Here is a 15,205-nt window from a genome sequence, read left to right as displayed (position 1 = left end):
ACACCGTACAAGTTGAACAGCGTTCAGGTTAGGGTCGTGGTGAAATGGTGTCAACCGACCACCGAGGGAAAGCGGGCCTGAGAGTGCAGCTGCGACGAGCCGACGTCCTGGCAGGGGCGATCGCAATCCTCGACGAGTACGGACTCGGCGACCTGACGATGCGCAGGCTCGCGACGTCGCTCGGGGTGCAGCCGGGCGCGCTCTACTGGCACTTCCCCAACAAGCAGACGTTGCTGGCCGCGATCACCGACGACATGCTCGCCGGAGTGGCGGCGCCGACGGACACGTCCACATGGGACGCACGGCTCGACGTGCTGGCGCATCGCTTCCGCGACGCACTGCTCGCCCACCGCGACGGCGCGGAACTGGCATCGGCGTCCTACGCCGCGCGGCTCGCCACCAACGACGCCCGCGACACCCTCGCAGGCGCGTGCACCGATGCCGGCCTGCCCGCGGACGAAGCCGAATTCGCCGCCGACACACTGCTTTTCTACATTCTCGGCCAGACGATGGACGAACAGTCTCGGATGCAGATGGACAGCCACGGCGCACTGACCGAGGACGCTTCTCCGCTCTACGACGTCACCAGCGGGACGGCGCGATTCGAATACGGCCTCACCCTGTTCGTCGACGGCGTCCGCAGCCGCCTGTCGGAGCACGCGCGGCACTGACGGTGTCAGCGCGTTCCGGACCCGCCGAGTTCCGGCTCGACGACACAGGTACTCCGCTCGTCCCACAGGCCGATACGGATCCACCCGGAGTCGAGGAGAATCCGATCGAAACTGCTCGGTGACCAGCCCGTCACCGTGCCGTACGGCAACACCGCGACCTCGGCACCGGTCCCGTCCGACACGACGATCCTGCCCGCAGTGCGGGCACGCTCGAGGGGGTTCGGCGAGTCGACCCACTCGGTGACTCCCGCCGGGTCGACGCGCGCCGTGTACGTTTCCGGGGGAATCGTGCCCGCCTCGCGAGCCGCGTCGACGACGCGGACCACCATGCGATCGACACCGCCGAGCGTCGTGTCGGCGTCGGCGAGGACAGCGACGAGATCGCCCAGCCGCGCACCGATCTCCTCGCCGCCCGACAGTTCGGCCGCGGCATGGACGAGCCCTTCGAGCAGTGTCTTCACCTCACGCAGGGTCTCCGCCGATTCCGCGACGCCGAGCCGAACCATCCGCGGATCGATCACCGTGCGTCCACCCGCATCCGGCACGATGAGCCCTGATCCGCTGCGGTGGAGTAGTGCACGTTCACCCTTTCGACGATCGCCCACGGCAGTCGCCGCGTCGATCCAGCAAAACACGACCCGCCCACTGCCGGGCGACGAAAAGTCCGAATCCAACTGGTCTGACCACTTGACCTCATACCGCGTGGAGCCTACCGTCGATCCATGTTCGAACCGATCGCCCGCACGACCACCTCCGCCGCCGTCTTCGACCAGATCAGCGCGCGGGTACTCGGCGGCGATCTCCTCGCGGGCGAGTCGCTACCGAGCGAACGCCACCTCGCCGAGGCGTTCGGAGTGTCACGGCCCGCAGTTCGGGAGGCCATCCAGAAGCTGACGCAGGCCGGACTCGTCGAGGTTCGACAGGGCGAGTCGACCTCCGTTCGCGACTTCCGGCGCCACGCAGGCCCGGAACTACTGCCGCACCTCCTGATCGCCGCCGGCACGCCGGACTGGGCGGTCGCTCGCAGCGTCCTCGAGGCGCGGCGACTGATCGGCGTGCAGGTCGCGGGACTGGCAGCGGCACGCGCTACCACGGAAACCGATGCGCTGCTGCGGGATTCACTGGCTCTACTGGAGTCCGTGCGCGACCCCGTCGAGCTCCAACGGTGCGCACTCGTCTTCTGGGAGCACGTCGTCGACGCGGCCGAGTCGATCGCGTTCCGGCTGATCTTCAACAGCCTGCGAAACGCCTACGAACCGACGATGGCGGCACTGTCGACGGTGATGGTGGCGGAGGTCGGCCGCACCGACCTGTACCGGGAACTCGCTTCGGCCATCGCCGACCGCGGCGCGGACGCCGCCGCGACCTCCGCCGCCACACTCCTCGACCTCGGAACAGCGGCACTGACCGGCCTCATCGAGCAGCTCGACCAGACACAGGAGGAGCAATGACCAGCACACGAGTACGCCGAGACGTCACCCTCCGCGACGCGGCAGACGAGTTCCGGCGCCATCCGACGCCGTGGATGATCGGCGGCGTCCTGGTGGCGGCGACCGGTGCGCGCATCGCCGTCGGCGACTGGCAGTGGACCGACGCGCTGGTCCCCGTCGTCGCACTGGCGGCGTTCCCGTTCGTCGAGTGGGTCATCCACGTGAGCATCCTGCACTGGCGGCCCCGCCGCGTTCTCGGTGTCACGGCCGACTCTCTGCTGGCACGCAAGCACCGTGAGCACCATGCGGATCCGCGTGACGTACCACTGGTGTTCATTCCGTGGCAGACGCTCGTCTGGCTGCTACCGACATTGGTGGCGATCGCCGCGTTCGCGTTCGGTCGACTCGGACTCGGGTTGACGTTCCTGGTCACCGTCGCCGCGCTGGGCATGGTGTACGAGTGGACGCACTTCCTCGTTCACAGCGACTACAAGCCGCGGTCCCGGTCGTATCGGGCGGTGTGGCGCAATCATCGTCACCACCACTTCAAGAACGAGCACTACTGGTTCACCGTCACCACGAGCGGCACCGCCGACCGAATGCTCGGCACCTGCCCCGATCCGGCCGACGTCCCGACGTCCCCGACTGCGCGCAGCCTCCACGCAGGCGCGTGAGAAATCAGTTCAGCGACCGCTCCGAACTGATCTCGTACTCGCTGACCGACGCGGCGACGATCATCGCGGCCTGCCCGCCGTCGGGTCCCGACCCACGGAACGCCTCGACGGCGGCGCGCGAGTCCCACCGCTCGAACACGTGGACCCGCGCGGGATCGACGAGGTCGGCGGCGATCACGAAGTCGAGGCAACCTGTAGCGGCCCTGGCCTGCTCGACGACGTCGACGCAGCTCGCGAGGTAGCTCTCACGATCGTGCGCGTCGACGACAATGTGTCCGGCAACGATGATCACGGTGTCTCCTATCGTTTGCGGTGGTGACAGTGCAGACCGCCCCGGACGGTGACATTCATCTGCCAGTGTGGAGAAGCAGTCGATGTCGGGCGCGATCTCGGTGACCAGCATCCGTTTCAGACTGCGCCCGAGAGGCGGCCCCACACAACGGCGAGACTCCCGCCGCCGGATCGTTACGCCATAGTTGCCGATTCAGCACTGCTTGTTCGTCGTCTCGTTCGTCAGACTGGTCACATGTTTGCGCGCATGGTCGCAACTGTCTCCGTCACCGCGGTGCTCACGATGCCCGTCGTGATGGCCGCGTCGGCCGCCGCCGACGTTGCCGCGCCGGGAACCGTCACCGCCACAAGGCCTCTGCCGCCCGAGCAGTGGATCCCCGGCTCGGTGTCCGGGACCGCGGTCACCTACGGCACCCTCGGCCCGAACGACGAGCCCGCACTGTCCACGGGTGCGGTGTTCCTACCGCCGGGCGCTCCCCCACCCGGCGGCTGGCCGGTGGTGTCGTGGGCCCACGGCGCGGTCGGGATCTCCGATACGTGCGCACCGACGGTGACAGGCAAGATTGGTGGGCCGTACCTCGGGAGATGGCTCGCGCAGGGCTACGCGATCGTCGCGACGGATTACGTCGGGCTCGGCACCGACGGTGTGCATCCGTACCTAGACGGCCGGTCCGAGGCCCACGCCGTGGTCGACATGGTGCGGGCGGGGGTGGCGACCGAACCGACGTTGTCGCGAAAGTGGTTGACGCTCGGGCAGTCCCAGGGTGGGCAGGCGGCGATGGTCACGGCGACGATCGCCACCTCCTACGCGCCGGAACTCGACTACCGGGGAACCGTCGCACTCGGTGTGCCGTCGAACATCGAGAATCTCGCCGTTCTCGGCGGTCCCGGATTCCCCCAGCTGCCGCTGACCGGAACCACCACTTTCATCGCGTACGCGCTCGCGGGCTTGCGCGCCGCGCGACCCGACGTGGACGTCGACGCCTACCTGAGCGCACGAGGACGGGCGGTGCTGACGCTGGCCGAGGAACTCTGCTACGAGGAGGCGAACGCGGCGATCGGCGCCACCTCCATCGGAGACTTGTTCTCCCGCAGGCTCGACACCCCGATCCTGGCCGCGTTGCAAGAGATGCTGGCGATTCCGGTGCGCGGGTACAACCGGCCACTGTTCCTGGGGCAGGGCCTGTTCGACACCGTCGTTCCCTCTCCGCTGACCTTCAAGCTGGCCACTGACCTCGCCCTGGCGGGGCAGCGTTTCACGTTCCGGGTGTACCCGAAGGGCCATCTGGAGACGATGCTCGCATCCGAGCCCGAGGCGAACACGTTCGTGCGCAACCTGTTCGGACCCTGACGACCGCCTAAGGGCATGCCATGACGCGTGCCGGGTTGACAGCCGGCCGGAAGACCGCCAATATCCATTTCACTAATTAAGTAGTGAAATGGAGATTCGATGGTCGAGTTTCACATCAACCGTCGATCCGGCATCCCCGCCTACGTTCAGCTGGTCCTGCAGGTCAAACAGGCCCTGCGGCTCGGCGACCTGAATCCGGGCGACCGACTGCCCACCGCGAAGGAAGTGGTCGAGGCGGTCACCGTCAACCCGAACACGGTCCTCAAGGCGTACCGGGAGCTGGAGAACGACGGGCTCGTGCAAGCCCGACCGGGCCTGGGCACCTTCGTGACCCGGTCGCTGAGCAAACCCGGCATGGCGGAACGCCGCGCCCTGGAGGCCGAGTTGACCGACTGGGCGCGGACGGCCGCGGCCGCGGGGCTGGACCGATCGGATCTCGAGGCACTGGTCGCGGCGGCATTGGATTCCGAGTTCGGCGAGGACACAGGAGAGTTCGTATGAGTGAGACCGGCAGCGCACTGACCGTGCGCGAGCTGCACAAGTCGTTCCGACGCACCGAGGCGCTGCGGGGCTGCTCGTTCGACGTCGAGCACGGCAGCATCACCGCCCTCGTCGGCGCCAACGGGGCAGGCAAGTCCACCTTGATGTCGATCGTCGTCGGACTGCTCGAGCCCGACGCAGGCGAGGTGACGGTGCTGGGCAGCAGGCCCGGCCGGAACGGCATCGTGCCCGGCCTGTCCTACGTCGCCCAGCACAAGCCGCTCTACCGCGGATTCTCGGTCGCCGACACTCTGGCGTTCGGCCGGAAGACGAACGCCCGCTGGGACGACGACTACGCGACCGCGCTGGTGGCGGACGCGCAAATCCCGCTGTCCGCCCGGGTAAAGACACTCTCCCCCGGGCATCGCACGCGGGTCGCGCTCGCCCTCGCGTTAGGCAGGCGTCCCGAAGTGCTGCTGCTCGACGAGCCGTTGGCCGAACTCGACCCGCTCGCAAGACGATCCGTCGTGCGCACCCTCCTCGCGGATGTCGCCGAGCACGGCACCACCGTCGTGTTGTCCTCGCACGTGCTCTCCGAAGTGTCCGAGATCGCAGATCAGTTGGTGATCCTGGGATCCGGCCGGACGCGTCTGACCGGATCGCTCGACGACCTGATCGGCGAGCACTATCTGCTCACCGGGTCGTCCGATCCGACGACGATGATCGGCGACGGCACCGTCATCGACTCGCACCGGCACAGTCACCTCGTACGTGGCCCGCGCCCGACGCCGAGCGACGGCTGGCGAGTAGAGCCGCCGAACCTCGACGACATCGTCCTCGCCTACCTGACCGACACCGACGGGGAGGCGGCATGACCTGGGCCACCTGGCGCCAGCACCGGATGTCGATCATCCTCACGCTCGGCGCCATTGCGCTGCTCACCGGGGCGGCGCTGCTCGCGGGTCTGGTGGTGCGGCGTTCGGACCAACCCCTGCCGTACGGGACGTTCTTCGGGTGCGTTCCCGGCGGGGGTTCGACGCAGTGCTGGGCGGAGTCGACCCTGACCTTCGTCACCCTGCTCACGGTGCTGCTACCGATTCTGCTCGGGCTGCTGGTCGGCGTGACGGTGTTCTCCCGCGACATCGAACGCGGCACCCACGTGCTGGGACTGTCCCAGTCCGTGAGCCGTGCCCGCTGGTACTGGACGCGAGTACTGGTGGTGTTCGTTCCCGTTACCGTCGCCATGACGGTACTCGGGGCCGTCCTCGACTGGACCCGGTCGCCGGGGGGCGGAACGCAGCACCCGTATCTCTCGGGCGGTAGTTACTCCTTCTACTCGCCGCTGAGCTTTCCGCTGTTCCAGTCCACCGGCCTCGTTGCCGGCGCGTACACCTTCCTCGCCCTGATCCTCGGGAGCGGCGTGGCACTGTTGCTGCGCAACACGATCGGCGCCATGGTGGTGACGCTGATCGCGATGTCGGTGCTGCTCGTCGGGTTCCAGTTCGGCGCCCGACCGCACTACGCGGCCGTCACCGTCCGGGCGCAGCCGCTCGGCTGGTCGGGCGGGTACGTCGCATACTCCGACAGCCAGTTCGTCGGAGCGTACGACGCGGCCGACGATCCGAGGTCCTGGCAGCTCGACTCGAACTACGTCGACGCCGACGGCAACGCCGTGCCGATCGACTACAGCCACTGCGCGACCGTCTACGAGGAGAACTGGCAGCAGCGGCCCGAGGAGACGTTCGCCGAGTACGAGACTCGCCAGGATGCCATCGAGAGCCAACAGCAACTCAGGTACACCGAGTGCCTACGCGCGCAGGGCGCCGACCACTTCGAGGTCAGATACCACCCGGTCGGACTGCTGCGCCGCTTTCAGGTGACGGAGGCCGCGCTGGCTCTGGCACTGTCGGCACTGCTGTTCGTCCCGTCGTTGTGGGCGCTGCGCAGGTTGCGACCCTGACCGAACGCCGCACTTGCCGTGCTGCACTCCGAGGGACGAGACGCACACATTCGTCCGAAACGCCTTCGCGTCCTGAACAGAGTTCGCCGTCACGGGACGTCGTCGTCTCCCGACCCCTGCCCGCCCGCCGCGTTCCCGGCTACTGCCCCACCGCAGTTCGGTTTCGCGGCGGGTGCGGGCGTGGTCGAGCGCCTCGGCCATCAACTCGCCCAAGTGGTGGCGGTGATTGATCCGGATCTCTGGTCGGGGTCGATGTGTTTCGGTGCGGTCCGCTGGGTGCGCCCGGCATCGCTGGTGTGATCGGGTGCCGTCTCAGTTGCCCAGCCGCCGGGCTCGTCGTGGACGAGGGCGTGGCAGTGATCGCACGATTCATCGATACTGCCTGCCTGTCATCGATCCTCCTTCTGTGAATCGCCCTCGTAGTTGGCAATTCCCGGCGCCCTGACCTGCGGCGTGCCAACTATCTTGACCACGGCCAGTCGTGATCGTGGTCAAGATAGTTGGCAATTGTTCGCAGCAGTTCGTTGGCCAAATCATGCTGTCGGCGGAGGTTGGCGATGCAACCTTCCTGGGGCACCGATCCGACTCAGCGGCTGCGTGGGCTCAACACCCTCGTCGCCGTACGGACCTTAAGTAGAGGCCGACGATTCGTTCTCGAGCTGAGGTGTCCCATAAATCGTCGACACCAACGGGTTTCGAGACACACCCAATTCGGACACGTTATTGGGAGACTCGCCAACCGGTCACCGATGCCGGCCGTGAAGCCCGGATTTGTATCCGGAGTACGAACGATTGATGGACAACGGGACGCCGATGGGACCTACCGATCAATCCGCAGTGCGCGCATGCTCTGAACCCGGAACCGATCCACTCCTAACGAGTTGAAGCCGCCGACACTCACGGCGTCGACGGCTCCAATCCCGCACTCGGGAACGCTGCGCAGTGCAGGTCTTCCCGATTCCGGGGGCAGTGCCCGCCATCGCGGCCTCTCGGCACGTGGTCGCTACGGATGACCAACACGTCGTGCCCGAGAGTCGAGAGACGATTCGCCAGCTCGTCGGTGATCGTCGATTTTCGGAGGCCTCGATCCCTGAGATTCCGACGATGGTGCGACCGTCCCGACCTTGGTGATTGTCGAGGACGCATTCAAGGAGAGAACTCGAGTTCTCGCAGTCAACGATTGCCTGTTGGGTCAATCCAGTCTCGATGGCAACTTCCAAGCAACGTCGATCCGGCCACGATGCGCGCCTTTCGATCTGAGTGGAATGAAGCTACACCGCCGGCGGTTCGCGGCCGTGTCGCATTTGCCGGGCTGCGTCAGCTCACGCAACACTATGCGGTGCATCGTCGTCACTGAGACGGTGACCGACACGAGGGAGGTGCAGTGGAGGGTCCGCCGCAGGAGGCCTACGGGCGGGTGACCAACCCGCAGCGGTTCGCGCCGCTCATTCCCGCGGCGGAGGAGCTCGTTGCCGACCTCGAGCTTCGGTTCGAGGTGACCGTTACCCGCGAACCGGCAGTGCCAAGGCGAGCGTCATCGACTGTCCGGACGATCGAGTCGATTCGGCTCATACCACCGGATCCGGATCAGGCGCCGCTGACGATCACCACGACATCGTTTCCGGGGCTGTATCTAGATGTAGGTGCCTGGCAGCACATCGCACTTCCTGCATGTGGATGCGACACCTGCGACGAGCAAGTCGAAGACGCTGTCGAGGACCTGGTCAAGTACTGCACGGCTCTCGCCGGCGGGAAACTGTCCGAACGCATCAACGTGGCACAGCGGACGCTCGAGCACACCTGGGACGGTGACGACTGGGGTCGCAGCGGCAGTCAGTCCCTGTCCCCGCAACGGGAGGCCGAGCTGCGCGCCCGCCCAGTCATACCACCGCAAAGCGGGCACTGGCGGCCCTGGCTGATCAAAAAGTCGGGTGACCACCGGTGAAACGCGGAGCGGGCTGCCGTCTGAGCACGACGTACTCCTGCACAACACCGGCGAAGCGGCATGATGCCGACGACTCTGCCGACTCGGCTGCACGGACTATGTGGCAAGTTGCCAACTGCGGCGTCCATTAACAGGGGGACTGCGGCTGCTCTACGGCATCCGGCTGCTCATCGGCCATCTTCGGCGTAGTCAGGCCGGACCCGACTCGTTGTCGACCTTGAGACGAGGTAGGCCAACTGTCCTGGCAAATGGCCACCTATCTTGGCGATTCACAGGTGGTGGTGGGAGAGTTTCGGGATTGCTGCCGGGACCGTGTAGCCGGCCGCTCCGTCGGCGCGCCAGGGCCGCAGATTGCGCTGGATCGTCGACCTGACCGATGCCATGTGGGCTCGTCGCACCCCGAACGCATTGATCAGGAGGCGCATTCCGGCGAGCGAAGTTCAGCATCGGCCGCGGATGCGCAAATTCAGAACCCCATGCCCGCACGCACTACGGGCGAGATGTTCGGCTGAGCGAATGCTCTGCGATGATCTTCGAGTGGGACAACCCGGGTACGACGCGGCGAAGCTGCTGGACGATGCAGGGATCGAACTGGGTCCCGGCTTGACCGATGCCGAATTCGACTCGATCGACGAACGCTTCGGATTCCGATTCAACCCGGACCACCAGAGCCTCCTCACGACAGCCCTACCGCTGGGCGACGGCTGGCCGGATTGGCGCAATGGAAGCGACCTCGAGTTAAGGGCCTGGCTGGACAGGGTGGCCGAAGGGTTCATTTTCGACGCACTGAACCAAAATCCACCCTTCTGGCCTGCAACCTGGGGCGAGTTACCGTGCGCGCCCGAGGATGTAGCCACGACCGTGCGCCGAGAACTAGGCACGTGGCCTCGCCTCGTCCCGATATTCGGGCACCGGTTCACCCCCGCAGCGCCCTCCCCGGCGGGATCGCCGGTGTTCTCCGCGTGGCAAACCGACATCATCTACTACGGGGCCAACCTCGTTGAGTATTTGGCCAACGAACTTCCATTCGGCCAGGGACGAAAAACGCTCTCACCTATCGTCGTGCGAGTGCCGCACTGGTCACGGTTCGTCGAGTCGGCTAACAGCCCCGAATCGATCTGATCGGTCCGCGGGGGCGTCGACTGAGGTTACTCAGGCTCCTCCAGTCGCTGTCGCACCTGACTGGACAGGATGGGATCCAGGTGGTCGGCGATCTCGACCGACGCTGTGCCAACTACCTGGCAAATTGCCAAGTACGGTGACCGTTCACAGCCGCCGCTGGGGAGTGCGCAGGAGCCACCTGCGCCTTCGCCGCCTGCGCCCACGGCTCCAAGTGGGATCCGCTCGAGCGGATCTCCGACCCGATTGCAGCGCGATTCGAGCCGTCATCCCCTACCCCGCACCGAAGCTCGATCCCCGGTGGTGATGCGGAGCCGCTGATGACCCCGCTGCGGGCGCCGGCGCCCACCCCTCCGGTCCGAGATCACCTGGCCGGGTACGTGAGTGGCCGCACGCGGGGTACGGCGGCGACCACCGCCAGTCCTCCGAAATCCGATAGCCCAAACATTATGACATTACACCAGGTGGGGCTTGGCGTACCCTCAGGTCGCCGGATATAGGTTCCGGTTGTCGCATTCCGGTTAGCATGTCCCGTTGAATGCCCGAAATGGCACTGCCCACCGCACTGAAGTGCCGCGCGCGTTCGACTCGGGCGACGAACCGCCCTCCCCCGCCCCGAGTTGGGGCACCATGTTCGGATGGGGGTTTCACAGAGCACATTTGCGCGCGCGACCGGGGCCGTCGCCGTGGCGACCGCGGCCAGTCGTGCAACAGGACTCGTCCGCACCCTCGCCCTGGCGGCGGTGCTGGGCACAGCGGCGGTCGGCGACGCCTACAACGGCGCGAACAGCATGCCGAACATGGTGTACGAACTGCTCCTCGGTGGCGTGATGAGCAGTGTCTTCGTTCCTGCACTGGCGCGTGCGCGGCTCCGCGGGCGAACCTGTTCGCGAGTTTTCACGCAGCGCCTGCTGCTCGCGACGGTTCTCGCGGCAGCGGCAGTCACGACGCTGGCGGTGGCGTGTGCCCCGATCCTCGTCACGGCGTTGGTGTCGGACGCGGAGCAGTCACAACTGGCGACCGTCCTGGCATACCTGCTGTTGCCGGAGATCTTCTTCTACGCGATCGCTGCGACGGTGACCGCCGTGCTCAACGTACGTGACAGCTATGCGCCTGCGGCCTGGGCGCCGGTGGTCAACAACCTGGTCGTGCTCGCGACGGTCGGGGTCTTCGCGGCAGTGCCGGGGCCCGTGACGTTGCTGCCATCGACGATGACCACCGCCCAGGTTCTCGTCCTGGGCGGTGGGACCACGACCGGGATCGTGGTCCAGGCCATCTGGACGGTGGCGGCGTTGCGGCGTACCGGCTTTCGGTGGAGTTGGCGGGTGAGGCCGGTGCCGTACACATGGCGGCCGGTCCGCGTCGGCGTGACATTGCTCGGCTGGGTGCTGCTGTACGTCGCGATCAGTCAGGTCGGCGTCGCGGTCGTGCTCAAGGCGGCGTTCAGCCACGGCGGGGTCTCGACCTACACGTACGCCGACCTGCTGTTCCAGGTGCCGTACGGGATCCTCGGGGTATCCCTGCTGACCGTGCTCATGCCCCGCATCTCCCATGCGGTGGCCGTCGGGGACCGTGATGGGCTGGTCGCCGACATGGGCCGCGCAGCCCGGTACTCGGTGGTCGCCCTCGTCCCTGCCGCAGTCGCGATGGCCCTCCTCGGACCGATGCTGACCACGGTACTGTTCGTGGGCCGCATCGATGTGGATGCCGCCCGCCTCATCGGTGTCGCGTTGGCGCTGTCCGCGTTCGGGTTGCCGCCGTTCGCGTTGGTGATGCTTCAGATGCGGGTCTTCTACGCGGGCAGTGACATGCGCACGCCGACGCTGATCAACGCCGGCATGGTGGCCACGAAGATCGCCGTCGTCGCCCTGGTCGTCACGACGCTTCCGGACAGTTCCATCGTGGTGATGCTGCCGGTCGCGAGTTCGCTGTCCTACCTCGTGGGTGCCATCGGTGGCCATCTGGCCCTGCGTCGCCGTTACGGACTGCTCGGCTTCCACAACGTGCTCGGAAACTTCTCGCGGGCGCTGTGGGCGTCGATCGTCACCGGGGCGATCTGCGTCGTCGCGGTCGGGTTGTCGCACCATCTGCTCGCCAACCCACGGCAGGCGGCAGCGGCAACTCTTGCGGCAGTGGCCGTCCTCGGAGTCCCCACGTTCCTTCTCGCCGCGCAGAAGATCGGCATCCCCGAGATACGCAACGCCAGGGCTCTGCTGATTGGCTGACCGGCGCGCATCTGCTGGACCCATGCTCGACCGTCCCGCGTGGAGACGAACCGGTCACCGGCTCATCGCGGATGCCGCCCCTGTCAGCGGTTTGCGGCGAAGGCCGCCGGCGCCGAGACGGGCGCGGGCGCACCGGGGCCGGCGGTCAGGCCCGCGTTGACGACCGCGGATGCACCCCACACGCTCGCCGCGAGAAATCCGGCACTGACAACTCCCGCGACCAGCGACTTCGTGCGCATCTCAACCTCCAGTGTGTGACTGCGCTCACAGTACGGCCGCATGCCGCCACATGTACCGCTTTCGGAGGGAGTTTTCAGGTCGACGAGCCGCCGCGCCGGAACAGCTTGTTGCCCAGCCAGACCACGGGGTCGTAGCGCCGATCCACGACCCGTTCCTTCATCGGGATCAGGGCGTTGTCGGTGATGTGAATCCCCTCGGGACACACCTCCGTGCAGCACTTGGTGATGTTGCAGAACCCGAGGCCGTGCTCGGTCTGCGCGACGTCGCGGCGGTCCGCGACGTCGAGCGGGTGCATCTCGAGTTCCGCGATCCGCATCAGGAATCGCGGGCCCGCGAATGCCGCCTTGTTCTCGTCGTGGTCGCGCACGACATGGCAGGTGTTCTGGCAGAGGAAGCACTCGATGCACTTGCGGAACTCCTGCGACCGCTCGACGTCGACCTGTGCCATGCGGTACTCGCCCGGCGCTAGATCGGCTGGCGGCGTGAAGGACTGGATCTCACGAGCCTTGGCGTAGTTGTACGACACGTCGGTCACGAGGTCGCGGATCACCGGGAACGCGCGCATCGGGGTGATCGTGACGACCTCGTCGACAGCGAAGGTCGACATCCGCGTCATGCACATCAGGCGGGGTCTGCCGTTGACCTCGGCCGAGCAGGAGCCGCACTTGCCCGCCTTGCAGTTCCAGCGCACCGCGAGGTCCGGGGCCTGGGTCGCCTGCAGTCGGTGCACGATGTCGAGCACGACCTCACCCTCGTTGACCTCGACCGTGTAGTCCTGCAGATCGCCGGCGTCGGCGTCGCCGCGCCACACCCGGAAAGCCGCCTGATAGCCCATCACTCCACCTTTCCCGGATGTCCCGCAGGTTCGTCGTCGGCTCTGCCTGGATGTTCCGCGAGCTCCACATCTGTGTAGTACTTCGCCACCTCGGCGAAGTCGAAGAGCGCGAACAGGTCCGGACGCATCGGCTGCTGCGGCTCCGGCGTGACCCCGACGTCGGGGACGACCCGGCCGCCCGCGTCGGCGCCGCCGACGAGGCCGCAGACGAGCAGCGTGCCCCGCCAGCTCGACTCCATACCCGGATGGTCGTCCCGGGTGTGCCCTCCTCGGCTCTCAGTGCGCATCAGGGCCGCCCTGGCGACGCATTCGCTGACGAGCAGCATGTTGCGGAGGTCGATCGCGAGGTGCCAGCCGGGGTTGAACTGCCGGTGCCCCTCGACGGCGACGTGTTCGATGCGGGCCCGGATCTGTTCGAGTTCGTCCAGGGCGGAGCGGATCTCGGATTCGGTCCGGATGATGCCGACCAGGTCGTGCATCACCTGCTGCAACCGCATGTGCAGGGTGTACGGATTCTCGGGTGACGCCCCCGTCGTCGGGGGGTCGAACGGCGCGAGCGCCATCGCCGCGGCGGCGTCCACCGCGTCCGGTGTGACCTCGGGCCGCTCGGTGAGCGATTCGACGTAGGTCGCCGCACCCAACCCGGCTCTCCGCCCGAACACCAGGAGATCCGACAGCGAGTTGCCACCGAGCCGATTGGAGCCGTGCATGCCTCCGGAGCATTCTCCTGCCGCGAAAAGTCCGGGCACACTGGATGATCCGGTGTCGGGGTCCACTTCGATCCCGCCCATCACGTAGTGACAGGTCGGCCCGACCTCCATCTGTTCCTTCGTGATGTCGACATCCGCGAGTTCGAGGAACTGATGGTGCATGGACGGCAGTCGCCGCACGATCTCGTCGGCAGGCATCCGGGAGGCGATGTCGAGGTACACGCCACCGTGTTCGGTGCCGCGCCCGCCCTTGACCTCGGAGTTGATCGCGCGCGCCACCTCGTCACGCGGCAGCAGGTCCGGGGTGCGTCGGGCGCTGTCGTTGTCCTTGAGCCACTGGTCCGCCTCGTCCTCGGTTTCGGCGTACTGACCCTTGAACACGGCAGGGATGTAGTCGAACATGAATCGGGTGCCGTCGGAGTTCTTGAGGACGCCGCCGTCGCCACGGACGCCCTCGGTGACGAGGATGCCCTTCACGCTCGGCGGCCACACCATTCCGGTGGGGTGGAACTGGATGAACTCCATGTTGATGAGCTTCGCCCCGGCCCGCAGCGCGAGGGCGTGACCGTCGCCCGTGTACTCCCAGGAGTTCGACGTCACCTTGTAGGACTTGCCGATTCCACCGGTCGCAAGCACGACGGCGGGTGCAGTGAACAGGACGAATCGGCCGGACTCGCGCCAGTACCCGAACGCCCCCGCGATCGCGCCGTCCCGCACCATCAGTTCGGTGATCGTGCACTCGGCGAACACCCTGATCCGCGATTCGTGGTCGCCGGTGACGGCGAAGTCCTCCTGCTGCAGCGAGACGATCTTCTGCTGCATCGTCCGGATCAGTTCGAGGCCGGTGCGGTCGCCGACGTGCGCGAGTCGCGGGTAGGTGTGGCCGCCGAAGTTCCGTTGCGCGATCCGCCCGTCCGCGGTGCGATCGAACAGCGCGCCGTAGGTTTCCAGTTCCCACACCCGGTCCGGAGCCTCCCGGGCGTGCAGTTCGGCCATCCGCCAGTTGTTCAGGAACTTTCCACCGCGCATGGTGTCCTGGAAGTGCACCTGCCAGGAGTCCTTCGAGTTGGCGTTGCCCATCGCGGCGGCGCAGCCGCCCTCGGCCATCACCGTGTGCGCCTTGCCGAACAGCGACTTGCACACCACCGCGACCCGCAGCCCCCGCTCCCTGGCTTCGATGACGGCCCGCAGGCCCGCGCCTCCGGCGCCGATGACGACCACGTCGTAGTCGTGCCGCTCCACTCCCGCCACCGACAACCTCCCTCGTGCCACCA

At 66.8% G+C, this 15,205-nt stretch carries 14 protein-coding genes and 1 pseudogene; 10 read left to right on the top strand and 5 right to left on the bottom strand.

Annotated elements, in window-relative coordinates; all coding sequences use genetic code 11:
* The first annotated feature begins 83 nt into the window (after positions 1-83).
* Positions 84-671 (top strand): TetR/AcrR family transcriptional regulator C-terminal domain-containing protein, encoded by a 588-nt coding sequence (locus RHCRD62_RS12995; RefSeq protein WP_050065085.1) that lies wholly within the window; start codon positions 84-86, stop codon positions 669-671.
* Positions 672-676: 5 nt separating this feature from the next.
* Here RHCRD62_RS12995 and RHCRD62_RS12990 read toward each other — a convergent pair whose 3' ends face one another.
* Positions 677-1,276: a hypothetical protein gene (locus RHCRD62_RS12990; RefSeq protein WP_050065084.1), complete on the bottom strand. Its 600-nt coding sequence runs from the start codon at positions 1,274-1,276 to the stop codon at positions 677-679.
* A gap of 117 nt (positions 1,277-1,393) precedes the next feature.
* Between RHCRD62_RS12990 and RHCRD62_RS12985 the strand changes: the two genes are divergently transcribed.
* The gene (locus RHCRD62_RS12985; protein WP_050065083.1) at positions 1,394-2,122 is read left to right on the top strand and encodes a FadR/GntR family transcriptional regulator; all 729 of its coding nucleotides are present in this window, start codon (positions 1,394-1,396) and stop codon (positions 2,120-2,122) included.
* Positions 2,119-2,775, top strand: coding sequence for a sterol desaturase family protein (locus RHCRD62_RS12980; RefSeq protein ID WP_050065082.1), 657 nt, complete (start codon positions 2,119-2,121; stop codon positions 2,773-2,775). Before RHCRD62_RS12985 ends, RHCRD62_RS12980 begins: the two co-directional genes overlap by 4 nt.
* A gap of 4 nt (positions 2,776-2,779) precedes the next feature.
* On the opposite strand, the gene RHCRD62_RS12975 is transcribed toward RHCRD62_RS12980, so the two are convergent.
* Entirely contained in the window at positions 2,780-3,067 is a 288-nt protein-coding gene (locus tag RHCRD62_RS12975; RefSeq protein WP_050065081.1) for a putative quinol monooxygenase, read from the bottom strand.
* A 246-nt stretch (positions 3,068-3,313) separates the two neighbouring features.
* Between RHCRD62_RS12975 and RHCRD62_RS12970 the strand changes: the two genes are divergently transcribed.
* The 7 genes and pseudogenes from RHCRD62_RS12970 to murJ all read left to right on the top strand — a co-directional run bounded on the left by RHCRD62_RS12970 (position 3,314) and on the right by murJ (position 12,146).
* Positions 3,314-4,417: a lipase family protein gene (locus RHCRD62_RS12970; RefSeq protein WP_253277298.1), complete on the top strand. Its 1,104-nt coding sequence runs from the start codon at positions 3,314-3,316 to the stop codon at positions 4,415-4,417.
* Positions 4,418-4,516: 99 nt separating this feature from the next.
* On the top strand, positions 4,517-4,918 hold the full coding sequence (locus RHCRD62_RS12965) for a GntR family transcriptional regulator (RefSeq protein ID WP_050065079.1): 402 nt from the start codon (positions 4,517-4,519) through the stop codon (positions 4,916-4,918).
* Entirely contained in the window at positions 4,915-5,772 is an 858-nt protein-coding gene (locus RHCRD62_RS12960; RefSeq protein WP_050065078.1) for an ABC transporter ATP-binding protein, read from the top strand. Before RHCRD62_RS12965 ends, RHCRD62_RS12960 begins: the two co-directional genes overlap by 4 nt.
* Positions 5,769-6,857, top strand: coding sequence for a hypothetical protein (locus RHCRD62_RS12955; protein ID WP_050065077.1), 1,089 nt, complete (start codon positions 5,769-5,771; stop codon positions 6,855-6,857). Before RHCRD62_RS12960 ends, RHCRD62_RS12955 begins: the two co-directional genes overlap by 4 nt.
* Positions 6,858-8,229: 1,372 nt before the next feature.
* Positions 8,230-8,802, top strand: a pseudogene (locus tag RHCRD62_RS12950) (DUF6226 family protein); the annotation flags it as partial.
* Positions 8,803-9,318: 516 nt separating this feature from the next.
* The gene (locus RHCRD62_RS12945) at positions 9,319-9,924 is read left to right on the top strand and encodes a hypothetical protein (protein ID WP_050065075.1); all 606 of its coding nucleotides are present in this window, start codon (positions 9,319-9,321) and stop codon (positions 9,922-9,924) included.
* Positions 9,925-10,559: 635 nt separating this feature from the next.
* A complete protein-coding gene (murJ, locus tag RHCRD62_RS12940; RefSeq protein ID WP_050065074.1) occupies positions 10,560-12,146 on the top strand; it encodes a murein biosynthesis integral membrane protein MurJ in 1,587 nt (528 codons plus the stop codon).
* Between the two features lie 83 nt (positions 12,147-12,229).
* Here murJ and RHCRD62_RS25840 read toward each other — a convergent pair whose 3' ends face one another.
* The 3 genes from RHCRD62_RS25840 to RHCRD62_RS12930 form a co-directional block, all read right to left on the bottom strand.
* A complete protein-coding gene (locus RHCRD62_RS25840) occupies positions 12,230-12,385 on the bottom strand; it encodes a hypothetical protein (RefSeq protein WP_157050894.1) in 156 nt (51 codons plus the stop codon).
* 74 nt (positions 12,386-12,459) lie between these two features.
* On the bottom strand, positions 12,460-13,221 hold the full coding sequence (locus RHCRD62_RS12935; protein WP_050065073.1) for a succinate dehydrogenase/fumarate reductase iron-sulfur subunit: 762 nt from the start codon (positions 13,219-13,221) through the stop codon (positions 12,460-12,462).
* Entirely contained in the window at positions 13,221-15,182 is a 1,962-nt protein-coding gene (locus RHCRD62_RS12930) for a fumarate reductase/succinate dehydrogenase flavoprotein subunit (protein ID WP_050065072.1), read from the bottom strand. Before RHCRD62_RS12930 ends, RHCRD62_RS12935 begins: the two co-directional genes overlap by 1 nt.
* Positions 15,183-15,205 lie beyond the last annotated feature (23 nt).

Source organism: Rhodococcus sp. RD6.2 (genome assembly GCF_001040705.1).
Lineage (GTDB): Bacteria > Actinomycetota > Actinomycetes > Mycobacteriales > Mycobacteriaceae > Rhodococcus_G.
The sequence above is the reverse complement of the archived record's forward strand: the minus strand, read 5'-3'. Positions and strand labels throughout refer to the sequence as shown.